Origin of the sequence: Superficieibacter electus (genome assembly GCF_002915575.1) — a bacterium.
GTDB lineage: Bacteria > Pseudomonadota > Gammaproteobacteria > Enterobacterales > Enterobacteriaceae > Superficieibacter > Superficieibacter electus.
The window spans coordinates 51,536-77,488 of sequence record NZ_PQGD01000002.1 but is presented as its reverse complement, the minus strand read 5'-3'; the positions used below and the strand labels follow the sequence as shown (position 1 = coordinate 77,488).

The window sequence follows — 25,953 nt, the reverse complement described above, 5'->3', positions numbered from 1 at the left end:
ATCATTCGGCTGGAGGTTGGTTTTGTCCACTTCAGGACATTATGCAACCACGGAATAATATACCGCCGTCGCAACTCTGACGTCAGTCATCCATCAGCCAACTATTTTCACGCGGGCACCCTTTTTGTCACAACAGGCACTTGCTTTTTTGCTATAACTTAACAAGTTGAATAATCATATCAGGGACATATTCATGCGTACTCAGGCTTTTTTTAAGGTTGCCGCGCTCTGCAGCATGTTGGCGTTAGCAGGTTGTGCATCAAAAGTAACGCAGCCAGAGAAGTATTCTGGATTTTTGAATGACTACTCAGGGTTGCAGGAGACCACTTCAGCAACGGGTAAACCCGTGCTGCGCTGGGTTGCCCCTGATTTTAACGCCGCGAATTATGACAGCATTGATTATCGTCCGGTCACCTATTACCCCATTCCTAAGCCGACGACCCAGGTGGGTAAAGACGTGCTGGATGGTGTGCTGACCTATACCAATAGCAAACTCAAGGCCGCCGCGGCTGAGCGTAAGCCACTGGTGACCACCCCCGGGCCGCGTACACTTATATTCCGCGGCGCAATTACCGGGGTGAATACCAGTGAGAAAGGGCTGCAGTTCTATGAAGTCATTCCGGTAGCGCTGCTGGTGGCAGGAACTCAAATGGCAACCGGCCACCGTACGATGGATACCCATCTCTATTTTGAGGGCGAGCTGATTGATGCTGCCACCAATAAACCGGTGGTAAGAGTCGTGCGCATGGGCGAGGGTGAAAGCCTGAGTAACGAAAACACGCCGATGACCATTGATACGTTAAAACAGGTTGTGGACGATATGGCGACAGATGCTACGATGTTTGACGCAGCGAAATAACCATTTGAAAAACCCGGCATATTACTGGCCGGGTTTTTAATCCCGTTTAAACGTGACGTTGTAACTTTTGGCGGCGCGGCAGGGTTAACGGTTTAGCAAACATGACCAGATTGCCGGTTAGAATGAGAGCCAGTCCCAGTACCGCGTTGAGATGCCAGACATAGCCTTCATAGAACGTGGAAATAGTTAATGCCACCAGTGGGAAGAGCAACGTACTATACGCCGCGCTGCCCGGCCCGATGCGGCCTACCAGGGTAAAATACGCACCAAATCCAATCACCGACCCAAATATCGCCAGATAAAATAGCGCCCCGAGGTAACTTACCGTCCAGTCTGGAGTAAAATTATCGCCACGCACCAGCGCAACCCCTCCCATAATTAACGTCCCCCAAAGCATTGCCCAGGCGTTGGTCGTCATAGTTTCAAGGCCTTTTTGTTGGTGGCGCAGGCTAATCATATTGCCTAAGGAAAAGCCATAAGTCCCCACCAGCGAAAGGCCGGTGCCTAAGAGCAGATGATGGCTGATCCCTGATGCAGCCAGGTCCTGCCAGAAGAGGGTGATAATACCCGTCAGCCCCAGCGTGGCTGCCAGATAAAAGCGACGCGGCGGTTTTTTGGCAAAAAAGATAAAGCTGTTAATCGCATTAAATAATACCGCCATCGAGAAAATCACTGATTCAAGGCCGGTGTTAATCCATCCGGCGGCGGTATAGAAACACCAAAAGTTAAAACCGAATACGCATCCTCCTTGCAGCAGGCAAAAAAAGTGATCGCGTGCGGACAACTGGCGTAAGCGGCGGGTAAGGCTGAGGATGAGCAATAACGTCATGCTGGCGACGGCGAAGCGCCAGAAAATCGATACCGGTGCAGGAACGTCGCCCTGCTGAAGAAAAATCGCAATCCAGGTCGTTCCCCAAATCACAACCACCAGGCCATAAAGCAGTGCGTTCATACATTCATCTCTGTTATGTTTAATGAAGGCAGTATGCGCACTTGCCTGGTCTTCAGCTTGCAGCAGCCTGCGCCAGACTTGCAAATTCTTGCGCTTTTTTTCACGCGCAGGACGCGCGGCGCTGGAATATGCCGGAGTGTGTCCATAGACTGCAATAATGATCCCACAGAGGTTATACACGCGATGGCAGAAACCTATGGCGCATTTGAAAATCTTCGCAATCATAAGGCTGTTTTGCATGATACGGTGTCGCTGAATTCAGGTATCCGTCTCGCGGCGTGGTCAAATAAACGCGACAACATTACTCAGTATTGCGACCATCATACGCTGAGCCTGTATGTTGCCGACGGCTATGAGAGCTATCATAAAACGGCTGGTGGCTGGAAAAACGGCGGCGGGCCGGATCGTTTTTGTCTGATGCCGAAAGAGAGCGAATCAAGCTGGGATATTCGCGACGACCTTTCTTTTGTGCATCTTTATTGTACGGATGCCCATCTGCGGGATATTGGTGAAAAAATCTGGGATCGCAGCCCGCATTCGCTGACGCTTAATGAAAAAACCTTTGGCAGCGATGCGCAGATAACGACCGTATATCGTCAGTTTTTGTTGGGCAATAGCTGGCGCGAGCAGGCGAATCAGATGATGCTCAGCACTGCCTCAACGTTGCTCCTGACTCACGTGATCCGCCACTACAGTAATGTGCAATGGCACCTGCCTGCTGTAAAAGGCGGACTGTCTCCCTCCGTGTTGCGCAATGTGCTGGCCTGGATCGATGAACATCTTCCGCAGGCGCTAACACTCAATGACCTGGCGCAGGTTGCCTCGCTCAGTGAATACCATTTTGCACGTATGTTTCGCCAGTCCATGCAGATGGCACCGCATCAGTATGTGATGCAGCGACGGATGGAAAAGGCCCTGCAACTGGTGCGTTACTCCGGGCTGCCGCTCACTGACGTTGCACTGGCCTGTGGTTTTAGTTCGGCCAGCCATTTCAGCAATCGTTTTAAAAGCGTTAATGGCGTCACGCCATCACAGCTGCGTGCCGCGCAGACGTGACGTCAGGAGCATACATACGCCGCCCGCCATCAATCCCCAAAAGGCAGAGCCTATTCCCAGCAGAGTGATGCCGCTTGCTGTCAGCAGAAAAGTGATCATCGCTGCATCGCGCTCACGCTCGCCAGCCAGCGCCAGATGCAGGCTGCCCGTCAGGGTATTAAACAGCGCCAGTCCTGCCAGAACCTGAATCCAGCTGACCGGCAACGCGCCAATCAGCGCCGTGATGGAGCCGCCCAGTATGCCAGCCAGCAGATAAAACCCACCAGCGGCGGCGGCGGCGAGCCAGCGCTTGTTTTTGTCCGGATGGGCATCGGGGCTTTGACAAATCGCGGCGGTGATCGCGGCGATGCAGATGGAATAGACGCCGAAAGGCGACAGCAGCAGCGCCATGCCGCCGGTAACTATCATCAGCGGTGAGACGGCGACGGGATAGCCCGCTGCCTGCATGGTGGCCACGCCCGGTGCGTTTTGCGATGCCATCGTGACCAGAAACAGAGGCAGTCCGATGCTCATTAATAACGGCAGAGAAAAGTGGGGCACAATAAACGCTGGCATGACCAGCGCCAAATGCATATTTTCGGTGACAACGTCACCCTGTAGACTAGCAATCACTAAGCCTGCGAGTAAAGTAGCGATGATGGCGTAGCGCGGGGCAACCCGCCGGGTCAGAAGCCAGACAAGAAACATGCCGCCGCACAGGGCTAAATGATCCGGCATGGGGGTAAAGGTCTGAAGACCAAAGCGAAGCAGAATGCCCGCCAGCATGGCCGCCGCCAGCCCCGGCGGCACAATCTTCATCAGGCGGGCGAACAACCCGGTAAGGCCGCAGAGCAGGATTAGCGCATTTGCAAACATGAATATTCCCACCGCGTCATTGAGGGAAACGCCCTTCAGGCTGGTAGCAAGCAACGCCGCGCCGGGCGTTGACCAGGCGGTAAGTACCGGCGTTTTATACCATAGGGTCAGGGCCAGGGTGCTGATGCCCATACCCAAACCCAGCGCTGTCATCCAGCCCGCGATCTGCATGTCACTGGCACCAGCCACAGCAGCGGCCTGCCAGATGATGGCGGCAGAACTGGCGTACCCCACCAGAACGGCGACAAAGCCCGCCAGCAGCGGTGAAAAGGAAAGTGAGAAGGGGCGCATAATTACTCCGTGCGTTATAGCGTCCGTGAAATCTATCACTGTGCGCTATAGCGGACAAGTGATAAACTGGTTGCTTCAAAGGAGAACCGATGGATATTGCATATTATCTGGCGACAACGCTAAAACGCCTGCGCCAGCAGCGGGGCTGGAGTCTTTCTCGCCTTGCAAACGAAACCGGCGTCTCGAAAGCCATGCTCGGACAGATTGAACGTCATGAGTCAAGTCCGACGGTGGCTACGCTCTGGAAAATCGCCACCGGGCTAAATGTGCCGTTCTCGGTATTTATCGTCCCTGAACACCATGATCCCCGCCCGGTTTACGATCCGCAACAGCAGGCGATGGTCATTACACCGCTTTTTCCTTTCGATAAGGCGCTGCGTTTTGATCACCTCTCGATTACCCTTGCCCCGGGCGCGTTCAGCGAATCAACGCCGCATGAGAAAGGTGTTATTGAACATGTCGTGGTAATAAATGGCATATTGGATCTGTGCATTGCGGGGCAGTGGCAAACCGTGAGCGCTAATCACGGCGTCCGTTTTGCAGGCGACCAGACGCACGCTTATCGTAATAGCACGGCTGAAACGGTGCTTTTTCACTCCTTGATCCACTACGCGCAAACACCATAAATCCATTTCGAAACTGTGGTCTTCTGTCTACAATAGCCGTCATTTTCTTTATCTGGATAACGACGATTGTATGCGCCTGCACCCTCATCATCTTGAACTGTTAAGCCCGGCCCGTGACACCGCTATTGCTCGTGAGGCGATCCTGCATGGTGCGGATGCCGTCTACATTGGCGGCCCTGGCTTTGGTGCGCGGCATAATGCCAGTAACTCGCTGCGCGATATTGCGGAACTGGTGCCGTTTGCCCATCGTTATGGCGCGAAAATCTTTGTTACTCTTAACACCATTTTGCATGACGATGAGCTGGAGCCAGCGCAAAAGCTGATTGCCAGTCTTTATCAGACGGGCGTCGATGCACTTATCGTGCAGGACATGGGAATTCTGGAGCTGGATATCCCGCCTGTTGAGCTGCATGCCAGCACCCAGTGTGATATTCGCAGCGTAGAGAAGGCCAAATTTCTCGCTGACGTCGGTTTTAGCCAAATCGTCCTTGCCCGTGAGCTTAATCTGGATCAAATCAGCGCCATTCATCAGGCTACCGATGCCACGATTGAGTTTTTCGTTCACGGCGCATTATGCGTGGCGTATTCCGGCCAGTGCTACATTTCCCATGCGCAGACCGGACGTAGTGCCAATCGTGGCGACTGTTCTCAGGCGTGCCGCCTGCCGTATACGCTCAAAGACGACCAGGGACGCGTTGTCGCGTATGAAAAACACTTGCTCTCAATGAAAGATAATGACCAGACTGCCAACCTGGCAGCACTGATCGATGCTGGCGTGCGTTCTTTCAAAATTGAAGGGCGCTATAAAGACATGAGCTATGTGAAGAATATTACCGCGCATTATCGGCAGAAGCTGGACGCGCTCATCGAAACGCGTGGCGATCTGGCAAGGGCGTCGGCGGGGCGCACCGAACATTTCTTTATTCCTTCAACAGACAAGACATTTCATCGCGGCAGCACCGACTATTTTGTTAATCAGCGTCAGGGCGACATCGGCGCGTTTGATTCGCCGAAATTTATTGGCCTGCCGATAGGTGAAGTGCTGAGCGTCGCCAACGATCACCTGGACGTTAGCGTTACCGCGCCACTGGCAAATGGCGACGGTCTTAACGTTATGATCAAGCGTGAAGTGGTCGGTTTTCGCGCCAATACCGTCGAAAAAATAGCGGAGCAGCACTACCGCGTCTGGCCGAATGAAATGCCTGCGCAAATGCAGACGCTGCGCCCACACCATCCGCTGAACCGCAATCTCGACCACCACTGGCAGCAGGCGCTGTTAAAAACCTCCAGCGATCGGCGAATTGGAGTAAACATCGAACTCAGTGGCTGGCAGGAACAGCTTATTCTGACACTGACTTGTGAAGATGGCATCAGTGTGACCCATATGCTTGAGGGGCAGTTTGATGAGGCTAATCAAGCAGAGAAAGCGCTTGCCAGCCTGCAGGACGGCCTCGTCAAACTGGGGCAGACGAATTATTACCCCCTCAATGTCACTATTACGCTGCCCGGCGCACTGTTTGTGCCAGCTCGTCTGCTTAACCAGCTGCGCCGTGAAACGGTGGAGCAACTGGACGAGGCGCGGCTGGCGGGGTATCAGCGTGGCAAGCGTAAAGCGGTAGCGCAGCCCGCACCGGTTTATCCGCAAACACATCTGAGTTTTCTGGCGAACGTTTACAACCATAAAGCGCGCGCGTTTTATCAGCGTTACGGCGTGAGCCTTATTGACGCCGCCTATGAGGCGCATAAGGAGAAGGGCGATGTACCGGTGATGATCACCAAACACTGCCTGCGCTTTGCGTTCAACCTGTGCCCGAAACAGGCGAAAGGGGTCACCGGTGTGAAAGCCGGACGCGCCACGCCGATGCAACTGGTGCACGGTGACGACGTATTAACTCTGCGCTTTGACTGCAAACCGTGCGAAATGCATGTGATTGGCAAAATCAAAAACCATATCCTGAAAATTCCGCTGGCGGGCAGCGTTGTCGCCTCGGTCAGTCCGCAAGAATTGCTGAAGACGCTTCCCGTACGGAAATAGCATGGAACAGTATCTTTGCCCGGTGGCGCTGCGCTTACCGGGCCTACGCAAATCTGTAATTTACTGAAATCGGCGGTATTCCTGCGTCTCTGCCCGGTGGCGCTGCGCTTATCGGGCCTACAGATTTATTATAGCTCTTTGAATTCGTAGTGATTTCGTAGGCCGGGTAAGGCGCAGCCGCCACCCGGCATTATCGCCTCACGGCGGCAATGTCTTACCTGTTCTAGTGCGACTTAAAGCCGGCGGCGGTCATCAACAGGCGAAAAAACATGCCTACCACCGCCAGCGCCAGCACGCTGCCGCCCCAGATAATCACCAGCCAGAACAGGCGTTTAATCCACGGCTGCCGCATCAATGATACCCCTCACCATGCTGAACCTTGCCGCGGAAAACGTAATAACTCCACGAGGTATAGACCAGGATCACCGGAATAATCAGTAGCGCGCCGGGTAGCATAAAGCCCTGACTCTGCGCGGGGGAGGCGGCCTGCCAGAGCGTAATGGACGGCGGAATAATATGCGGCCAGATGCTGATCCCAAGCCCGCTAAAGCCGAGAAACACTAATCCCAGCGTCAGCAAAAAAGGGCGGGTATGGCTATGTGGATTATTCAGGCAGCGCCACTGCCAGGCACTCAACACCAGCACCAGTAGCGGAACCGGCAGCAGGAAAAACAGGTTGGGCAGGCTGAACCAGCGGTCAGCAATCGCCGGATGGGTTAACGGCGTCCAGGCGCTGATCACGGCGATAATCACCAGCAGCGCGAGCAAAAGTCGCTTTGCAACATAACGCATGCGGTCCTGAAGCGGATTACTGCTTTTCATGACAAGCCAGGTTGCGCCTAATAGCGCGTAGGCGACCACCAGCCCCAGCCCGCAGAACACATTAAACGGCGTCAGCCAGTCCAGCGCGCCGCCGCTGTAGCTGCGTCCTGTCACCCGAAAGCCATTTATCACCGCGCCCACGGCGATACCCTGACAAAATGTCGCCAGGATCGAGCCGCCGATAAACGCCTTATCCCAGAAAGGACGATGCGAGGGCGTCGCTTTAAATCGAAATTCAAACGCGACACCGCGAAAAATCAGGCCGATCAGCATCAGGGTCAGCGGTACTGTCAATGCGTCGATAATTACCGCGTAAGCCAGTGGAAATGCGCCAAACAGTCCTGCACCGCCAAGTACCAGCCAGGTTTCGTTGCCGTCCCATACGGGGGCGACGCTATTAACCATTACATCGCGATCTTCGGCACTGCGGGTGGCAGGAAATAAAATGCCAATCCCCAAATCAAAACCATCCATCACGATATACATCAACGTGGCGAAGACGATAATCACAAACCAGATAACAGAGAGATCGATACTCATTATACATTCTCCTTTGTATCAAACTCTTCGCGCGCCGCTGACAGCGGACGGGCAGGAGTACCCTGAGTCGGGAGTTCATCAAACGGCTGGGGTCCTTTTTTAATCATACTGCCGATATAGGCGTAACCAACGCCAAATACCGACGAATACACGACAAAGAAAGCCAGCAACGTCAGACTCATATGCAGCTCACCGTGGGCAGAAACCGCATCAATCGTGCGTTGAAAACCGTAGACCACCCACGGCTGGCGGCCTACTTCGGTCGTGATCCAGCCTGCCAGCAGGGCAATCAGTCCGGCGGGCCCCATCCACAAGGCAAAATAATGAAAAGGTCGGGAGACATACAGCCGGTGCTTATAGCGCAGCCAGAGTGAGAGCACCCCCAGCAGCATCATCAGCAGGCCCATTGCGACCATCACGCGGAAGGACCAGAAAACGATAGTCGAATTTGGTCGGTCTTCCTTCGGGAAGTCCTTCAGCGCGGGAACCTGTTTATCAACACTATGAGTCAGGATCAGGCTGCCCAGCGCCGGGATCGCCAGCCCGTATCGGGTGCGCTCCTGCTCCATATCCGGCAGGCCAAACAAGAGCAGCGGCGTTGCCTCGCCCGGGCGATTTTCCCAGTGCCCTTCAATTGCCGCGATTTTTGCGGGCTGATGTTCAAGCGTGTTAAGACCGTGCATATCGCCAATCATGGCCTGAATGGGAGCGACGATTAGCGCCATCCACAGCGCCATCGAAAACATGGTGCGGATCGCAGGCGTGTTATTTCCCTTTAACAGATGCCAGGCAGCGGATGCGCCAACAAAAAGTGCGCTGCACAAGAAAGCCGCGATGGTCATGTGCAGCAGTCGATACGGAAATGAGGGATTAAAAATGACCGCAAACCAGTCGACCGGAATAACCTGGCCATTAACGATTTCAAACCCCTGAGGCGTATGCATCCAGCTATTTGAGGCCAGAATCCAGAATGTTGAAATGAGGGTTCCCAGTGCCACCATGCAGGTAGAGAAGAAGTGCAGCCCTGGTCCCACTTTAGTCCAGCCAAACAGCATTACGCCGAGAAACCCTGCTTCCAGAAAGAAGGCGGTCAGCACTTCATACGTCAATAGCGGCCCGGTGATACTGCCCGCAAACTGGGAAAATCCGCTCCAGTTCGTGCCAAATTGATAGGCCATGACCAGGCCGGAGACGACCCCCATCCCAAAGTTAACGGCAAAGATTTTCAGCCAGAAATGATAGAGCGATCGCCAGACCGGATTTTTACTCTTTAGCCACAATCCTTCAAGCACCGCCAGGTAACTGGCCAGGCCAATAGTTATCGCCGGAAAAAGAATGTGAAAGGATACGGTAAAAGCGAACTGGACCCTCGCAAGATGAAACGCATCGAGACCAAACATGGACTACCCCGAAACAGAATAACGATGATCATAGGGTAGACACTGCAAGCGGCAACTGTCAGACACAGAAGTGTTCTTTTTATCTATAACAGTTGCTAAAAATGTTTTATTTATCAGCAACTGATATAATTTATTTTTAACAATTCGTCTACAGGCTTACCTTTTGGCAATGAAAAAGTATCAGCGTCTGGCACAGCAGCTTATTGAGCAGATAGATTTAGGCGTCTGGCAACCCGGCGACCGTCTGCCGTCTCTGCGTGAACAGGTGGTCAGCAGCGGAATGAGTTTTATGACCGTCAGCCACGCTTATCAGATGCTGGAAAGTCAGGGGCGGATTGTGGCCCGTCCGCAGTCGGGGTACTACGTTGCACCGCGTGCGGTCAGCAAAAAGCCCGCGCCACCAGCGCGGGTAATAAGCGACGAATCCGTCGATATCAACACCTGTATTTTTGAGGTATTGCAGGCCAGCCGCGAACCTTCGGTGCTGCCGTTTGCCTCTGCTTTTCCCGATCCGCATCTGTTTCCGCTGCGTCAGCTCAACCGCTCCCTGGCACAGGTGAGTAAAACCGCCAGCGCCATGAGCGTGATTGAAAATCTGCCGCCGGGAAATCGTGAGCTCCGCCACGCCATCGCCCGTCGCTATGCACTTCAGGGCATTCCGGTATCGCCGGATGACATTGTCATTACCGCCGGAGCGCTGGAGGCGCTTAATCTCAGTTTGCAGGCCGTGACCGAGCCTGGCGACTGGGTGATTGTCGAAAACCCCTGTTTTTACGGTGCGCTGCAAGCCCTTGAACGGCTGCGGTTAAAAGCCCTGGCGGTGGCCAGCGATGTGAAAGATGGCATCGATCTCGACGCGCTGGCACAGGCGCTGGCGACCTGGCCGGTGAAAGCCTGCTGGTTGATGACCAATAGCCAGAACCCGCTCGGTTTTACCCTCAGCGCAGAAAAGAAGGCCCGGCTGGTTGCGCTACTGGCCGCACACAATGTGGTGCTGATTGAAGATGATGTCTACAGCGAACTCTATTTTGGCCGGGAAAAACCGCTTCCCGCCAAAGCCTGGGATCGCACTGACATGACGCTTCACTGTTCATCATTCTCCAAATGCCTGGTACCGGGATTCCGTATTGGCTGGGTCGCGGCGGGCAAACACGCCCGACGTATTCAACAACTGCAATTAATGAGCACGTTGTCCAGCAGTTCCCCGATGCAGCTGGCGCTGGTGGATTACCTTTCCACCCGCCGGTACGACGCCCATTTACGACGGCTGCGCCGCCAGCTGGCAGAACGTAAACAGCTGGCCTGGCAGGCGATGCTGCGCTATTTCCCCTCAGAGGTGAAGATTCATCATAACGACAGCGGCTATTTTCTGTGGCTCGAGCTGCCAGCGCATCTTGATGCCAGCGAGCTGAGTGAACGGGCGCTGGCACATCATATCAGCATTGCACCAGGTAAGATGTTTTCCACCTCCGGTGCGTGGCGGCCTTTTTTTCGCTTCAATACCTCCTGGGGCTGGGGTGAAAAAGAGGACAGCGCCGTGCATACGCTGGGGGATCTTATCCGCCAGATGCTGAAATAGTTTCTGCACTCATGGCGTGCACCACTGTTCAGTAATGTGGCGGCGGTAACATTCTGCGCCCGCCGCTCCTTCCGGTTGCCATCTATCCTTTTAACTATATCGACGTGCCGGGCACACCTGGCACGCTTGCTGCATTTTGGTTTTCGGACCCTCTGAACAGGACAACACTATGCAACATCATTTACTGATTAATGGCGAACTGGTGGCCGGAGAAGGCGAAAAGCAGGCTGTTTATAATCCTGCTACCGGAGACGTGCTGCTGGAGATTGCCGAAGCCTCAGCGGCGCAGGTGGATGCGGCGGTAAACGCGGCTGATGCGGCCTTTGCCCGATGGGGACAGACAACGCCGAAGACCCGCGCCGAATGCCTGCTCAAACTGGCAGATGCCATTGAGGCTCACGCCGATACCTTTGCCAGGCTGGAGTCGCAAAACTGCGGCAAGCCGCTACACTGCGTGGTGAATGATGAAATACCGGCCGTGGTCGATGTCTTTCGATTTTTCGCCGGGGCAGCCCGCTGCCTGAATGGCCTGGCGGCAGGAGAATATCTGGAAGGGCATACCTCCATGATCCGCCGCGATCCCGTCGGTGTGGTCGCCTCCATCGCGCCGTGGAATTATCCGCTCATGATGGCGGCCTGGAAACTGGCTCCGGCGCTGGCCGCGGGCAACTGCGTGGTCATTAAACCCTCTGAGATCACCCCGCTTACCGCACTGGCGCTGGGCGAGCTGGCAAAAGATATTTTCCCGCCCGGGGTGATCAACGTCCTGTTCGGACGGGGCAAAACCGTGGGTGATCCGCTGACCGGTCATGAGAAGGTGAGGATGGTCTCGCTGACCGGCTCTATTGCCACAGGGCAACATATTATCAGCCACACCGCCTCATCGGTAAAACGCACCCATATGGAGCTGGGCGGCAAAGCGCCGGTGATCGTCTTTGAGGATGCTGATCTGGAGGCCGTTGTTGAGGGGGTGCGGACCTTTGGTTTTTATAACGCCGGACAGGACTGTACTGCCGCTTGCCGCCTGTATGTGCATCAGGACATTTATGACCGGCTGGTTGAAAAACTCGGCGCGGCAGTCGCCAGTCTGAAAATGGGCGCGCCGGAGGATGACGCCACGGAACTGGGGCCGCTGAGTTCACAGGCGCACGTGGATCGGGTGAGCGAGGCGGTGGAAAAGGCGAAGGCGCTGGCGCATATCACAGTTGTTACCGGTGGAAATAAAGCGCAAGGAACAGGCTATTATTTTCAGCCGACGTTGCTGGCAGGCGCAAAGCAGGAAGATGAGATCGTTCAGCGCGAGGTCTTCGGCCCGGTGGTGAGCGTCACGAAGTTTAGCGATGAGGAACAGGTACTGGGCTGGGCGAACGACTCGCCGTACGGGCTGGCCTCATCGGTCTGGACCCGCGACGTCGGGCGGGCGCATCGGCTGAGTGCGCGTCTGCAATACGGTTGTACCTGGGTTAACACCCATTTTATGCTGGTCAGTGAAATGCCTCACGGCGGACAAAAACGTTCTGGCTACGGGAAAGACATGTCGCTGTACGGTCTGGAAGACTACACCGTCGTGCGCCATATCATGATTAAACACTAAGCTTTCATGCGCTTACGGGAGAAAAATGTTTTCCGTAAGCGCAACGACACTTTTCTGCTTCTGAGCCATACTTCCATTACCTCCGGCCACTTTTGCAGGCTAAGTGATGCGTAAAAATAATTCTATCATTCATCATAATGCGCCTCAGCCCGTGTACGATAACGACATCTGGCTGCGCTTTGAAGCAGGCTGCCGACGGTGGGGTTTTTTACTGTTGCTTCTCATCCTCATTGCTGGCATTTGTGGGCTTTTCTCCAGCGGATTGTTCAGTGATACCACGGCTACCAGTGCCAACCAACGCCTCTCCGTTGACTATGAACGCTTTGCCCGACAAACCAGCGATATGTCAATAAAAGTGCGGGTTCGCGGTGAACCGGGGCGGGGATTTACCCTTTCTCTTGGTGGCGACATCATGGCGCGCTACGAGATCCGCACGCTACAACCGCAGCCACAGCGTACTCAAAGTCAAAATAATAGCCTGCTCCTTGAATATCCAGGCAGCGGGCCGGGCGAGCATAGCGTTTGGATTGGACTGGAGCCGCTTACTCCTGGCAACCGCCATAATACGATTACCCTTAACGGCGCTGAAGCGGTGACTTTTTCTCAATTTATTTATCCGTAGGAACAGAATATGGACATGATAATCAGAGCGGTGGCGATTTATCTGGTGCTGCTGGTGGTGTTTAAAATCGCGGGCCGGCGCACGCTATTACAAATGACCTCTTTTGATCTTATCTTGCTGCTTATCATCAGCGAAGCTACCCAGCAGGCGCTGTTAGGGAATGATTTTTCCATCACCGGGGCGGCGTTAACCATCATCACCTTAGTTGTTATCGATATGCTTTTTGGCATGGTCAAAAAGTATGTATCCGGGGCGGAATCAATGATAGACGGCTCCCCGGTCATTCTGGTGGAAAATGGTGAGCTACTTTATGAGAAGATGAAACTGGCCGACATTTCCTGTGATGACATTATGGCGTCAGCGCGCAACAACCAGGGAATTTATAAAATTGCGGATATAAAATTCGCGATCCTTGAGCGTAACGGTCATATTTCAATTATTACGAAGGAATCGTAGAGGAAGGGGATGAACGCCCGGCATGCGCCGGGCGTTGCGTCACTGAAGTGACAAAATCGTCAGAGGAACCATCCAAAACGCAATGAAAGCAGGCTAAACAATCCCAGCGCTGCAAAAACATTAATCATCACCACTGTTTTGTCCGAAACTTCCATAGTGTAGTAACCCTCAAAAGTTTGACCAAATGGTAGGCTGCGCGCAGAAAAATCGGGTCAAAAACCCAATACTTTTGTTTGCGCAGATTTGATTTTAGTTTGGGTTTAGGATTTTGCGCCAGAAAAACTTGATGTAAGTCAAAAAAAGGGGCATATTTCGCGGCGTTTTTCTCCAGGGAGGAGACATTGAGTATGACGTTTTATCAAAAGATGTTGGTTTTCTATGTGGTAATGGCTGTTTTTTGTGCATTCGTAACCTGGTTTCTCACCAAAGAGCGTCGCAACATCCGTCTGATAGCTGCACTGCTGGTCGGCGCGACCTGGCCTTTTAGTTTTCCGATGGCACTCCTGTTGTCGATGTTTTAATACTTGTGCCCGGCCACTTTGCCGCCGGGCAAGGTTCAGTTAAGGCATGTTTTCAGCTGTTCCCGGTCGGCAGGGGTAATATCCAGCGGATTCAGGTAATGCTGATTTTCAGTGGCGCGGGTATAAAGTGCTACCAGCCAATCGTACACATAGCGGGTGGCCGCATGCACAGGTTGCTCTCCCAGACGATCCAGTCGGACCATCAGGTTAGCGGTGGTGGGGGCAAAAATAACGCTACCTTTGGCGATGCGGCTTGCCGGACGTTGCTCCGGCAGGACATCGGTATAGCCGAGCCAGGCAATAAAGTTCCCCACGACCGCCTGTAGCTGTGCGCCGCAGGGACGGTCAAGGTGGATCGCTTCCTGTAGTTTGCCTGCCAGATCCAGCCGATAGCTGGTAACAATCAGACAATCTGCCAGCCGTTGTAACGTAACCGGTGTTAATCCCAGCCGCCGGGCAGTATCTTGCTGGCGACTCCACTGACGAAGATATTGCACCCACAGAAGGTGCGCTCTTTGCCCAGTGGTTTGCGCCACATCGCTCCCTTGCGGCATGCTCGTATCTTCCGCAAAAAGATCGATAACTTCATTAAACAGCTCGCTGACTTTTTCTTCACGCGACAGCTGGACATGCCATAGTGGGTCGAATAGGGTCACATCGGGCAGCAGGTCTGCCAGGATTTCTCCTTGCACTGAAACGTGACGTTGTAACTCTTTGACCATCTCTGCGAGGTCTGTGTCGGTCATATTGCCCTGCGCCGTCAGCCAGGGCAGCATTAGCGCCCTAAGCTGGTGCTGATAACGTTCGCTGAGCAACTGCAGACGGGCTTCACGCAGGGGCAGCGAGGTTGCCTGAGCCAGCCACTCAAGTAGACGTTGTACGCTTGCGGCATCCAGCGCCTGAAGCGTGCCCCAGCGCTGACCCGGATTGCCCAATAACTGCTGCACCGCTTCATCAAGATTGCGTTTGCGGGTAAAACGATCGTCCTGTGGGGTAATCGCCCATACCAGTCCTGGCAGGGATGCGTCCTGAGCCGGCTGCGTTTCATCGACCCACTGGCGAAACGCAGCTGCTGCCAGTGGTGTCTGAGAACGTTCAGCCACAGCATTGCATACGACCAGTACATCGGGCTGTAGATGCTGACGATAGCGATCCAGGAGCCAGCGGCATTTGCTCACCCAAAGCGGTGGCATACTTTGAGGTGCGGGTGCCGGAATATCAATGATATCTACGCCGGGTAACGCGCCATGTTCACAGGGTAATACCAGTTCGCAGGTCAGCAATGACAGGGTGGCTATCGGCAAACTGATTGCATTGCGTCGTGGATTATCTGTCCACGCATGTACCACCACTTCACCTTCAGCTTCGCTTTCTGCCACTAAAAAACCTTCTGCTGGCAGTGCAAAGGCATCCACCAGTAAACTTAGCGGCGCGGCCAGTTCACGGGCATTGCCGGTTTGGTGCAATACCTGCGCCAGTGCCAGCCACTGCTGCGTCAACCCCTGTTGCTCGCCCCAGAGTAAAGACCAGGCGCTGGCCCGGGTACTGAGATCCAGGAAAGGAAGCAGGTCGGCGAACTGATACCACAGAGTGTCATCAATGTGTTGTACCGACGACGGCACCACGCCACGCCAGAAGCGGGCAATGGCGGCTACGTCACTGGCCTGTAAGCCGGGAACGCTATGGGGCTGGCGCAGCGCCCGCCATGAATGGAGACGCGCCTCAATAACCGCACGGTCCACGCTCCGTGAAGCTGCCTGCGCTCCGGCATGAACAATGAACAGCTGGACCAGTTCGGCTTCTGAAATCAGTCCCAGGCGCAGGGGAAATTCCTCATCTGGCGTAGCGTGATGAGGACTGAAACGCAGCGCCATCCGGGTCAATAAATGGCCCGGATTAATATGACTAAAATAGTCGAGGATCTTTTCGCCAGGAGACACCGTCAGGCGTCCACGCTCATTAGCGCACAGCATGGCTAAAAGATGCGCTTTTGCCGCCTGCGAATGCCCGTACAATGCCACGCTGGCAGCGCTTTTCTGCGTCTGCGCCAGCCTGCCGGACTGCGCGCTTAACGTGGCAATCCCCATCTGTAGCGCATCGGCGTCATTATCAAGTAGTGCGGAGCGCTGACGGGTGGATTCAATCCATTCGCTTACTGACTGTAATTGATTCATTTCAGGTAAATGCTCCCGCTGTCGATCCAATAATGGCTGCCGCTATGGCGACGGTCGGCCAGCGTGTTTAACTTCAGCGTCAACGCATCGGCAGCCACTGGCGTGCCGTCCTGCAGCCAGGCATCACTGAGCGTGAAGGCTTCTGGTCCGGAAGCTTTGTCACCACCGGTTAACTGCAAACGCACATTAAGCACGCCATCGCCGGCAATAGCTTTCGCCAGCTCAGGCGAGTTGATGCTTAAGGTATAAAGTGGCGTGGCAGGCCAGCGGGTATTTGCCAACTGACGAAAACCCAGCGTAACGTTGCCGCGTAGCGGGAAGTGCAGGCGGGTATCAAGCTTGCCACCACTTTTATCCAAATCAATGTCATGGTACCAGACGTTTTCATCACGCAGGGTATTGACCGTGTTATCCAGCACGCCGAGATAGCGCACCGTGGAGTAAGCCCCAATGTCCGCTGCTTTGAAGTTGAAACGAGGCAGGCGCAGGTCGAGCGCCAGGCTACATAACATTGCGCCAACCGCTGCCGTGGATTTGGGATTACCGATTCGTCCCTGCTGGCTAAACGGATACCATTCATGTACCTGGTATTGATCCAGCCACACCATGCGGCTCACTGGCACCGGCTGAAGATGGCGGATGAGCACCTGAACGCCGGGCAGACGTCCCGGACGGCCTGTGATGAGCAGGACATCACAAACGTAATGCGAAATGGCCTCACACAACGCATGCAGCGGAGCGGCAAGCGTAAATTCACCGGCCAGCATCGCCCGTTGTAACTCTGCAAAACTCACCGCCAGCGGTACGGCCAGAATGTCGAACGTCGCTGCCTCTGCAGGCAGCGCATGTTCGATAGCCTGGGTGAGATAATTCATCACATTGCGGCCCGGCGGTTGTTCAAGCAACTCGCCAAAGGTGGCATGTATGCCTGCCAGCGGATCGTTAGCATCGCTCTGTTCCCAGGCAGAAAGGATCGCGTGGCCGACAGGCATAAACAGTTGTAGCGTGGTTTGCTGACGCAGCACCGCCTGGGTATCAATGCGTCCGGAATCCCCGAACAGTGTCGCCATCAGCGCCGCGGCATCAACAATGCCCGATTTTTGTAGCCAGGTTTGCAGGGCAGGCAAAATATAACGCTGAATAATATCCAGCAGCACATCATCGCCCGCCACCTTAAAGCCTTCGCGGAACAGTAAATGCGGGGTAATTTTTACGTTACTGCCCGTGCCGTCATCCAGTTGATAATGGGTGATGGCCATATCCGTGGTACCGCCGCCAATATCAATAGACGCCACCCGCAGCGTGCGATCCATCGATGTTGCCCGATCGGGCCGGATGCGGGAGGCAAAGAAGGCTTCGGTTTGTCCGCCAAAATGCGACATCGCTTCGTTATACAGCCATACCAGTTGACCACAGCTGGCTTCATCCCACTCCATCTGGATCTCAGGCACCGGGATCAGGCTTTTGTCACGCTGTTTCTGGCTGACAAAGTCGTCATCCTGTGGATGCCAGCCCATCGCTTTCCACACCAGCGCGATGGCTTCAAACATCCGGCGGCGAAAAATCTCCCGCTCCTGTTTAGGCATGGCTGAGGGTAGCGTAAGGATGATAGTGCGTAGCTGGCGCGGGGAGGCAGGAAAGCCGAGCCGCAAGCGGGTGGCGACGCTATTAATTTGTCCCAGCGCCTGCGCCAGTAGCTCGCAAAGCATATGCGTCATCAGCGTGCTACGGCTGTATAAAGGAGAAAATACCGGCAGACGTTCATCCTGCGGCAGGGTAAACAGCGGTTGACCGTCATCATTCATCAGATGCATCAGTGGGAACGCCGTCGCCAGCGGCTCACGCTGCGTGCGCGGGTTTATCTGACTGAAACGCCAGTCCTGAAGCACTGGCGATTCATCCCACAAATAACGTCGCGGGCTGGAAATGCCGCTGTTGCCTTCGGTGCCGAGCCGTTGCATTGCCAGTTTTCGCGCTTCGTCGCCAACACGAACGATCGACGGCCAGATAAATGCATCTTCACGGCCGCTTTGCACGGAAAAATGCTGTTTACCAAAACGCGCCTCGGAAAATTCAACGCGGCTGGTAAATAAAGGATCGTTAAAAAACTGGGGTTCGCTCAGGGAGCGCACCTGTAGCTCCGCCGTCTGGCGCAGGCCATCGTTGGCGTCGCCGTGATCTTCAATGATCACGCCGCAGGTATGGGTGTTACCCACATCCAGGATCAAATCCACCGCAATGGCAGGTGTGCTGAGGGTGGCCGTCACCAGCTTCACTTCCGGTACGCTAATCTGTTCGCCTAACAGGGCGAGCAAATTAAGCCAGTGGCCCTGATACTCAAAGCCGCGTAGCGCCTGCGCGACCTCCGTCTCGCTGCGTGTTTCCTGCGTAGTGACAGCGTGGGTAAACACCTCGCGCAGCCAGCCATCGATCCAGGTCTGGTCAACAAAATCCGCCAGTTCGTCATCCTGCCATGCCAGCGCAAAGCGGGTACCGTTGAGCAGATCATTTTCAACCGGGGCGAGGGCCGCAGTAGCGTGCTCGCTGATTTGTGTATCCAGCGCCAGCGTCAGGCGGTGCGTGTTACCCGCGCTGTCCGGCTGATGCAATTTACGGATCTGCATCCGTCCCCAGTTATCCGGCCCTTCAACAAAGGTGCGCGGCGGATTAAAGCGTAAGAACGGCAGCGGCAGCCAGACGCCGTCAAGTAGCGCGAGAGAATGTGTCAATGACAGCGTGCTCTCGGGTTTTACCACTTCTGCTGGTGCGCCATCGCGCCCGGCGAGCATATAGCGCTCGTTTAGCAGATCGTAATCCAGACGCAACAGCGGACCGTTGGCCGTTTTACGGACAAAACGGCCGCTGTGCGGTGCATCCTGCGGTGTCAGGCCAAAATCAAGAAACTGTACACCACTGTTAGCAATTAACGTGACGCTCTGTTTGTAGTCGCAGAGATTTACCAGCATGAGATCAGGCCCCTATTTTTCGAAACGTTGCCGGCACGGCATGAGCGGCATCGTAGCGGGCAACGCATTGTGCAACGTCATTCATACCTGCTTTACAGGTGATTTCCGGCATTGGATAGCGGGAGCCATCGCTACAGCGGGCATTGTTACGACTTTTAATCATTAACTCGCCGGTTTGATGCAGGCCAGAGAAAATCTCCGCGCGGCAGACAATATTTTTTCCATGTACCAGTCGCGCAGTGCCTTTGTTGTTCTGGATTTGAAAGCGCAGGCCAGGTGCGTTGCCGGTGGCTGGATCTTGTATTGCGACCTGCACCTGCCAGTTGCCATTGAGGAAGCGGGTCATCCCAGCTCTGACCTGGCTGGCATCCATTACCAGCGCTTCTTTCGGGATGGCGGCGATCACGACCGGCTTCGCGGGTTCTGGTGGTGCGGGTTTAACCACGTCCGCCTGATGTAACGGTAGTTGGGCAATTATTTCCGGCAGCGGCGCACGAGTTTTCCCGGTGACGTCTACGGTTGGCATTTCCGTTTGCGTCACCGACGTCGGGATGAGCAGCGGTACCACCGCGATAGCAATCGCGACAGCGACCAGGGTGGCGATCCAGAACGGGAACCGGCGTCGCGGTGTCGCCCGCGCCGGTTGTTCCGCTGCCATGGCTGGTGGCTCAGGAAGCACCATGGCAGGCGGTTTTGCAACGAGCGCGGGTGGCGATAATAGCGGTTCATCGATTTGGCTCAGGGTGACAACCGGCGGGGTGGCCGTTTTCTCATCAGGCAGCGACATGATTGTCGGCTCATTAATGGCGGACTGGCGCAGGCAGTCGAGCACATCCTCCCGGGCGTTTTCATTCAGGTTAACAAATCCCCAGAAGGTTATGACAGGTTTACCTGCCACAAGAAACAGATGGTTTTCGCCAGGAAACTGAAGCGCCTTCTCCAGCAGGGAGCCGAAAAGTTGTTGAGCGGTTTTACCCGAGCGCATGCATGTGCGGCTCAGGGAGACAGCAGCAGAAAGTGTTGTTTCAAGATACTGCAGGGCACGCGCGCGCGATTCGCTATCTGCCGCCAGCCATGATACGGCCTGTCCTTCGAGCGGGGAATACCAGTTAACGCGATCGCCATCATCGTTAAGTTGGGGAATAGCCAGACAATCCACCATTGCCTGCTGTTTACGCAGACGCAGCGTCTCACGAATTTGCAGCGCTGAATCAAAAACGGCCTGACCACCGCCGCCTACCGCCTGAAAATCGTCTAAATCGCCGCTGCGTAAAAGAGTTTTTGCCACGTTTTTATCTCACCTGCTTTTTCACCACATTACTTTACGCAATGTGCTGGCGGATAAACGGCGGAAGAGAGGCTAAAACTGCGTAATTCTCGTGGCATTGACGCTGAGGGGGATGTTTCCTGACGTTGCAGCCCGATCTCATCACCAGAAACGCCTATAATATCAGCGAAAAACGCTGCTTAAGCATAACCTGATAGTGATTTGTTATTTGCCAGTTGCAGATCGCTATGCTGTTATTAAGCTCCATATAATAAAACCGAAAGGCTTATAACCATGTCGATGGGAAAAACACTGCTCGCGTTGACGTTGAGCACATTATTACCGGCAAGCGCCGCCTGGGCGGCAAATAACGATACGCTAATCTATTGTTCCGAAGCCTCGCCGGAATCTTTCAACCCGCAAATTGCCAGCTCCGGCCCGACATTCGTTGCCAGCTCTCAGGTGCTGTATAACCGCCTGATTGACTTCGATCGCGAGAAAAATACGCCGATCCCGTCGCTGGCAACGGAATGGACCATCTCCCCGGATGGTAAGACCTACACCTTTACCCTGCGTCAGGGGGTAAAATTTAACAGCAACAAATTCTTCAAACCGACGCGTGATTTTAACGCAGATGATGTGATTTTCTCGGTCATGCGGCAAAAAGATGCTAAGCATCCTTACCACAATGTATCCCAGGGCAATTACGAATATTTCAACGACGTTGGGCTGGATAAACTGATCGCCGACGTGAAGAAAATCGATGATTATCACGTTCAGTTCACGCTCAGCGAACCTAATGCCGCGTTCCTCGCTGACTGGGGGATGGATTTCGCCTCTATTCTGTCAGCAGAATATGCCGACGCCATGTTGAAAAAAGGCACGCCTGAGAACGTCGATACCTGGCCAATCGGCACCGGTCCTTATGCCCTGCAACAATATAAGGTCGATTCATTGATCCGCTATATTGCTAACCCGAACTACTGGGGCGGTGAGGTGCCGACTAAACATCTGATTTTCTCTATTACACCAAACGTTGAGACGCGTCTGGCGAAACTGCAAACCAACGAGTGCCAGATTATTCCTGCGCCGTCGCCGGTTCAGTTTGACGCAATTAAAAAGAATAAAGACCTGACACTGCACTCTGTGGATGCGCTGAACGTCGGTTATCTGGCATTTAATACCGCGAAAAAACCGTTTGATAATGTGCTGGTACGTCAGGCATTAAATTATGCCACCGACAAAGAAGCCATTATTAACGCCGTCTTTATGGGGTCAGGCACGGTCGCAAAATCACCGATTCCGCCTAATATGATGGGCTTTAATAAAGACCTCAAAGACTATGGCTACGACGTGCAAAAAGCGAAAGATTTGCTCAAGCAGGCCGGGCTGGAGAAAGGCTTTGAGGCCACACTATGGTCGATGCCGGTTCAGCGCCCGTATAACCCGAACTCGCGCCGCATCGCCGAGATGATCCAGAGCGACTGGGCGAAAGTGGGCGTGAAAGCCAAAATTGTGTCTTATGAGTGGGGTGAATATCTCTCCGGCATGCGTAAAGGCGAGCACGACACCGCGCTGTTTGGCTGGATGTCCGACAACGGCGATCCGGATAACTTCGCCGACGTGCTGCTGGGCTGCAACAGTATTAAAACTGGCTCCAACGCCGCACGCTGGTGCGATAAAGGCTACGACGAGCTGGTGCAAAAAGCGCGTCTGACCAGCGTACCAGCCGATCGGGCGACGCTCTACGCGCAGGCGCAGGACATTTATTATCAACAGGCTCCATGGATAGCCCTGGCGAACGGTAAAACCTTCTATGCCACCCGCAGCAATGTGACCGGTTATAGTGTTAGCCTGATGGGCAGTGATTTTTCGAAAGCGAAACTGAATTAATACGAAGGAGAATGTATGCCGCACCTGGATGAAGTTCGCACTCGCGTTGACGCCGCTATTGCCGAGGACGTCATCACCCATATGAATGAATTGCTGGTGGAGTTGAGCGATGACGCGTCACTCGCGCGCGAGGATCGCTACGCCCAGCAGCAACGGTTACGTAATGCTATTGCGCATCACGGACATCAGCACAAGGAAGACCGGGAAGCACGCCGCGAACATCTCACTAAGGGCGGCACGATTTTGTAGCGGGTTTAATGTTATCGATAATGTGTCATTCCGGGGGAGTATTTAAGGAGTGGCACATTTCACTTTTTAATTATGTTTAATTGGCTGATTCTGTAAAGTGTTAGCGTTTTTGATTTGCTATTATATTGACAGGAAGCATATATGGAGTTGGGTATTCTGCAGGAAGAAAACGAATGACGGTTAAAAAATACGCTACACTCACGCTATCTCGGTGAAAATAATAACCCTTTCTTTGATAAAATTTTTCAGTTCAAATCTTGAAATGAAATTTCATCACAAAAGTTAATCTTATGTAAACAGAGATAAAATCAGGCGAAGTAATATAATCGGTTTACACAGTTTCACCTGATAATATTTAATAAAACAACACATTTACCTGCTTTATCAAAACGATCGCCTCGCCACCAGCCAGACGCCAATCACCAGCAGTACCGCGCCGCTTACCGGCCCCACCAGTTCCCGCCACGTCAGGCCGTGACTTCTGATAACATCCAGCACCAGCCCACCGATCAACTGGCTGGCGACCAGCACGGCAATGGTCGTTGCCGCACCGACGTACTGGTAGCCGCTGATGCTGGCAAAAACAAAAAACGATCCCAGCAGGCCGGGGATCAGCGTCCACCAGCGCACGTTGGCTGCCAGTTCACTAAACCCTGCTACGCCATTCTTAATTAACAGAATGCTGACAAACAGCACAATGCCCACCAGCGAATTCAGTAGCATGGCAATCAGCACGGTAGAAGAGGACTGGGTGATCCGCACCATTAGTGTATTCTGTACCACCAGCCCAATACCGGCCGCCACCAGGAAGGTGAGGGTAAGTGACTGGTTCATGCCGCGCCGTCCGGATCGCTGCGCTGGTCGAGTTGCAATTGCATAAAGGTCAGATCCAGCCAGCGACCAAATTTGGTGCCGACCTGCGGCATTTGCGCTGTGGTGATGAAACCGAGTTTACTGTGCAGATGCAGCGACGCCTGGTTTTGTGACTCGATGCCTGCGACCATCACATGTTTGCCAATACGCCGCGCCTCAGCGATCAATTGCCTGAGCAGTTCGCCTCCCAGCCCTTTTCCCTGGTGGTCGGGGTGAACATACACCGAATGCTCCACGGTATGACGAAAACCATCAAACGCGCGCCAGTCACCAAAAGACGCGTAGCCTGTCACCACGCCATTTTCCTCACTGACTAATACTGGATAGCCCGCCAGTTTACGTGCTTCAAACCAGGCGATACGGTTATCTACATCGACGGTTTTGTCATTCCAGATCGCGGCGGTATGGAGCACCGCATGGTTGTATATCTCAGCTATGGCCGCGCAGTCATCCTGGCAGGCGTATCGAAGAACCATTTTGCACCTCAACGCTCGTACACTATAGTAGTACGATATTATTACAATACTGTACGCCAGGTTGTCATTCTTTTTATGAGTGGAGTGCAATGAACAGTCCCGAAGACACTATTAATCAGCGGATCAGCACCCGTCTGCGCATCGAGCGTGAGTCGCGTGGCTGGTCGCTCAGCGAGCTGGCCGAGCGGGCGGGCGTGTCGCGGGCGATGATCCACAAAATCGAGCGCGGGGAAAGCAGCCCAACGGCAACGCTGCTGGGCCGGCTTTCCGGGGCGTTTGGTATCAGTATGTCAACGCTGATTGCCCGTGCTGAGATGCAGGAAGGTAAGCTGTTGCGTAGGGAAAAACAGCCCGTATGGCACGATCCACAGACCGGCTATTTACGGCGTCATGTGTCACCGCGCAGCGATCTGCCGATTGATTTGGTGCAGATTGAGCTTCCCGCCGGGAGCGATGTACCGATGCCTGCCTCTTCCTATGCACTGGCCCGTCAGTTGATTTGGCTACAACAGGGCGAACTGGTTTTCGTGGAGGGCGACACCCGCCACAACATGCGCGCCGGTGATTGTCTTGAACTCGGGCCGCCAAACGACTGCCGGTTTATTAATGAAACGGCGGAGTCGTGCGTGTATCTGGTGGTGCGCTTAAACCCCTCTGCCGCGTAAAGTGAAGCGACACCTCCGCTCAGGGTCTAGTATCAAGGGATGCATTCAACCAGAAGGAGCGAACTATGAGTCAACAACCGCAACGTAACCGCCGCTGGGTTCTGGCCTCGCGCCCGCACGGCGCGCCTGTCGCCGATAATTTTCGTCTTGAAGAAGATCAGGTGCCTGCGCCGGGCGAAGGTCAGGTTTTACTGCGTACCCTTTGGCTTTCACTCGACCCTTATATGCGCGGAAGAATGAGCGATCAGCCTTCCTATGCGCCGCCGGTGGACATTGGCGCGGTGATGGTAGGGGCGACCGTAAGCGTGGTAGAGCAATCCAGCCATCCTGACTTTTCCCCCGGCGATCGGGTGCTTGGTTACAGTGGCTGGCAGAAATATGAAATTTCTGACGGCAAAGGGCTGGTGAAGCTGGATGACAGCGTGCCGCATCTCTCGTGGGCGTTAGGCGTGCTGGGAATGCCGGGCTTTACCGCGTATATGGGCCTGCTGGATATTGGCCGTCCGAAGGAGGGTGAGACGCTGGTTGTGGCGGCCGCCACCGGGCCGGTCGGCGCAACGGTAGGCCAGATTGGCAAGATTAAGGGCTGCCGGGTGGTCGGCGTTGCAGGGGGCGCAGAGAAATGTCGTCACGCCGTCGACGTGCTGGGTTTTGACGCATGTATCGACCATCGGGCAGAGGACTTTGCCGACCAGCTTGCCGCTGCCTGTCCTGACGGCGTCGATATCTATTATGAAAACGTTGGCGGCAAGGTTTTCGACGCCGTGCTGCCGCTGTTTAACACGTCTGCCCGCGTGCCGGTCTGCGGCCTGGTCAGCGGCTATAACGCCACCGATCTGCCGGAGGGACCCGATCGCCTGTCGTTGCTAATGGGGACGATCCTTAAAAAACGCATGCGGGTACAGGGTTTTATTATTGCCCAGGATTACGGTCATCGTATTGATGAATTCCAGCAGCAAATGGGCGAGTGGGTGAAAGCGGAAAAAATTCGCTATCGCGAAGAGGTCACCGAGGGGCTGGAAAACGCGCCGCAAACTTTTATTGGCATGCTGGAGGGGAAAAACTTCGGCAAGGTGGTGATCCGCGTTTCTGCCGAAAACGAATGATTGAAGTAGCCGATAAAACGCCGTGCACTATTGCACGGCGGAATGTGATCTGCTTCGCGTTCTGCGCCGCTGGTGT

At 54.3% G+C, this 25,953-nt stretch carries 24 protein-coding genes; 13 read left to right on the top strand and 11 right to left on the bottom strand.

The window, feature by feature from the left end:
* Window positions 1-193 precede the first annotated feature (193 nt).
* The gene (locus tag CHU32_RS02415; RefSeq protein WP_103676417.1) at window positions 194-859 is read left to right on the top strand and encodes a DUF3313 domain-containing protein; all 666 of its coding nucleotides are present in this window, start codon (window positions 194-196) and stop codon (window positions 857-859) included.
* A gap of 46 nt (window positions 860-905) precedes the next feature.
* Here CHU32_RS02415 and CHU32_RS02410 read toward each other — a convergent pair whose 3' ends face one another.
* The gene (locus CHU32_RS02410) at window positions 906-1,811 is read right to left on the bottom strand and encodes a DMT family transporter (RefSeq protein WP_103676574.1); all 906 of its coding nucleotides are present in this window, start codon (window positions 1,809-1,811) and stop codon (window positions 906-908) included.
* 183 nt (window positions 1,812-1,994) lie between these two features.
* On the opposite strand from CHU32_RS02410, the gene CHU32_RS02405 reads away from it, so the two are divergent.
* Window positions 1,995-2,867, top strand: a complete 873-nt coding sequence (locus CHU32_RS02405) for a helix-turn-helix domain-containing protein (RefSeq protein WP_103676416.1) — start codon at window positions 1,995-1,997, stop codon at window positions 2,865-2,867.
* Here CHU32_RS02405 and CHU32_RS02400 read toward each other — a convergent pair.
* Window positions 2,841-4,031, bottom strand: coding sequence for a benzoate/H(+) symporter BenE family transporter (locus tag CHU32_RS02400; RefSeq protein ID WP_256098358.1), 1,191 nt, complete (start codon window positions 4,029-4,031; stop codon window positions 2,841-2,843). The two genes, CHU32_RS02405 and CHU32_RS02400, sit on opposite strands and share 27 nt — an antisense overlap.
* 71 nt (window positions 4,032-4,102) lie before the next feature.
* Between CHU32_RS02400 and CHU32_RS02395 the strand changes: the two genes are divergently transcribed.
* Both CHU32_RS02395 and CHU32_RS02390 read left to right on the top strand, forming a co-directional pair.
* Complete coding sequence (locus CHU32_RS02395) at window positions 4,103-4,639, top strand: helix-turn-helix domain-containing protein (RefSeq protein ID WP_103676414.1); 537 nt, start codon at window positions 4,103-4,105, stop codon at window positions 4,637-4,639.
* Between the two features lie 70 nt (window positions 4,640-4,709).
* The gene (locus tag CHU32_RS02390) at window positions 4,710-6,674 is read left to right on the top strand and encodes a peptidase U32 family protein (RefSeq protein ID WP_103676413.1); all 1,965 of its coding nucleotides are present in this window, start codon (window positions 4,710-4,712) and stop codon (window positions 6,672-6,674) included.
* Window positions 6,675-6,897: 223 nt separating this feature from the next.
* On the opposite strand, the gene CHU32_RS02385 is transcribed toward CHU32_RS02390, so the two are convergent.
* The 3 genes from CHU32_RS02385 to CHU32_RS02375 are packed head-to-tail and all read right to left on the bottom strand — an operon-like array spanning window position 6,898 to window position 9,436.
* Window positions 6,898-7,026, bottom strand: coding sequence for a DUF2474 domain-containing protein (locus CHU32_RS02385; protein ID WP_103676412.1), 129 nt, complete (start codon window positions 7,024-7,026; stop codon window positions 6,898-6,900).
* A complete protein-coding gene (cydB, locus tag CHU32_RS02380; RefSeq protein ID WP_103676411.1) occupies window positions 7,026-8,036 on the bottom strand; it encodes a cytochrome d ubiquinol oxidase subunit II in 1,011 nt (336 codons plus the stop codon). The genes CHU32_RS02385 and cydB overlap by 1 nt, the downstream gene beginning before the upstream one ends.
* A complete protein-coding gene (locus CHU32_RS02375; RefSeq protein WP_103676410.1) occupies window positions 8,036-9,436 on the bottom strand; it encodes a cytochrome ubiquinol oxidase subunit I in 1,401 nt (466 codons plus the stop codon). Before CHU32_RS02375 ends, cydB begins: the two co-directional genes overlap by 1 nt.
* Window positions 9,437-9,605: 169 nt before the next feature.
* Between CHU32_RS02375 and CHU32_RS02370 the strand changes: the two genes are divergently transcribed.
* The 4 genes from CHU32_RS02370 (at window position 9,606) to CHU32_RS02355 (ending at window position 13,687) form a co-directional block, all read left to right on the top strand.
* Window positions 9,606-11,015: an aminotransferase-like domain-containing protein gene (locus tag CHU32_RS02370; protein ID WP_103676409.1), complete on the top strand. Its 1,410-nt coding sequence runs from the start codon at window positions 9,606-9,608 to the stop codon at window positions 11,013-11,015.
* A 169-nt stretch (window positions 11,016-11,184) separates the two neighbouring features.
* Window positions 11,185-12,609 carry an aminobutyraldehyde dehydrogenase gene (patD, locus tag CHU32_RS02365; protein WP_103676408.1) on the top strand — a complete coding sequence of 475 codons (1,425 nt, stop codon included), beginning with the start codon at window positions 11,185-11,187 and terminating at the stop codon, window positions 12,607-12,609.
* 106 nt (window positions 12,610-12,715) lie between these two features.
* Window positions 12,716-13,231 carry a hypothetical protein gene (locus CHU32_RS02360; protein WP_103676407.1) on the top strand — a complete coding sequence of 172 codons (516 nt, stop codon included), beginning with the start codon at window positions 12,716-12,718 and terminating at the stop codon, window positions 13,229-13,231.
* Window positions 13,232-13,240: 9 nt separating this feature from the next.
* Complete coding sequence (locus CHU32_RS02355; RefSeq protein ID WP_103676406.1) at window positions 13,241-13,687, top strand: DUF421 domain-containing protein; 447 nt, start codon at window positions 13,241-13,243, stop codon at window positions 13,685-13,687.
* A 59-nt stretch (window positions 13,688-13,746) separates the two neighbouring features.
* Here the strand turns inward: CHU32_RS02355 and yncL are convergent, their stop codons facing one another.
* Window positions 13,747-13,842, bottom strand: coding sequence for a stress response membrane protein YncL (gene yncL / locus CHU32_RS02350; RefSeq protein ID WP_072094343.1), 96 nt, complete (start codon window positions 13,840-13,842; stop codon window positions 13,747-13,749).
* A 192-nt stretch (window positions 13,843-14,034) separates the two neighbouring features.
* On the opposite strand from yncL, the gene CHU32_RS02345 reads away from it, so the two are divergent.
* Entirely contained in the window at window positions 14,035-14,208 is a 174-nt protein-coding gene (locus CHU32_RS02345) for a GhoT/OrtT family toxin (RefSeq protein ID WP_103676405.1), read from the top strand.
* Between the two features lie 35 nt (window positions 14,209-14,243).
* Here CHU32_RS02345 and CHU32_RS02340 read toward each other — a convergent pair whose 3' ends face one another.
* From CHU32_RS02340 to CHU32_RS02330, 3 genes are read right to left on the bottom strand one after another with little or no spacing between them, the layout of a single operon-like run.
* Complete coding sequence (locus tag CHU32_RS02340; protein WP_103676404.1) at window positions 14,244-16,382, bottom strand: virulence factor SrfC family protein; 2,139 nt, start codon at window positions 16,380-16,382, stop codon at window positions 14,244-14,246.
* Window positions 16,379-19,348, bottom strand: a complete 2,970-nt coding sequence (locus CHU32_RS02335) for a virulence factor SrfB (RefSeq protein WP_103676403.1) — start codon at window positions 19,346-19,348, stop codon at window positions 16,379-16,381. Before CHU32_RS02335 ends, CHU32_RS02340 begins: the two co-directional genes overlap by 4 nt.
* 4 nt (window positions 19,349-19,352) lie before the next feature.
* Window positions 19,353-20,636, bottom strand: coding sequence for an SrfA family protein (locus CHU32_RS02330; protein WP_103750774.1), 1,284 nt, complete (start codon window positions 20,634-20,636; stop codon window positions 19,353-19,355).
* Between the two features lie 273 nt (window positions 20,637-20,909).
* On the opposite strand from CHU32_RS02330, the gene CHU32_RS02325 reads away from it, so the two are divergent.
* Window positions 20,910-22,508: an ABC transporter substrate-binding protein gene (locus CHU32_RS02325; protein WP_103676401.1), complete on the top strand. Its 1,599-nt coding sequence runs from the start codon at window positions 20,910-20,912 to the stop codon at window positions 22,506-22,508.
* 15 nt (window positions 22,509-22,523) lie between these two features.
* Window positions 22,524-22,757, top strand: coding sequence for a DUF2526 family protein (locus CHU32_RS02320; protein ID WP_103676400.1), 234 nt, complete (start codon window positions 22,524-22,526; stop codon window positions 22,755-22,757).
* A 384-nt stretch (window positions 22,758-23,141) separates the two neighbouring features.
* On the opposite strand, the gene CHU32_RS02315 is transcribed toward CHU32_RS02320, so the two are convergent.
* A complete protein-coding gene (locus tag CHU32_RS02315) occupies window positions 23,142-23,591 on the bottom strand; it encodes a DMT family transporter (protein WP_103676399.1) in 450 nt (149 codons plus the stop codon).
* Window positions 23,588-24,106, bottom strand: coding sequence for a GNAT family N-acetyltransferase (locus tag CHU32_RS02310; RefSeq protein WP_103676398.1), 519 nt, complete (start codon window positions 24,104-24,106; stop codon window positions 23,588-23,590). Before CHU32_RS02310 ends, CHU32_RS02315 begins: the two co-directional genes overlap by 4 nt.
* A gap of 89 nt (window positions 24,107-24,195) precedes the next feature.
* On the opposite strand from CHU32_RS02310, the gene CHU32_RS02305 reads away from it, so the two are divergent.
* Window positions 24,196-24,771 (top strand): helix-turn-helix domain-containing protein, encoded by a 576-nt coding sequence (locus tag CHU32_RS02305; protein WP_103676397.1) that lies wholly within the window; start codon window positions 24,196-24,198, stop codon window positions 24,769-24,771.
* Between the two features lie 65 nt (window positions 24,772-24,836).
* On the top strand, window positions 24,837-25,877 hold the full coding sequence (locus CHU32_RS02300; protein ID WP_103676396.1) for an NADP-dependent oxidoreductase: 1,041 nt from the start codon (window positions 24,837-24,839) through the stop codon (window positions 25,875-25,877).
* Window positions 25,878-25,953 lie beyond the last annotated feature (76 nt).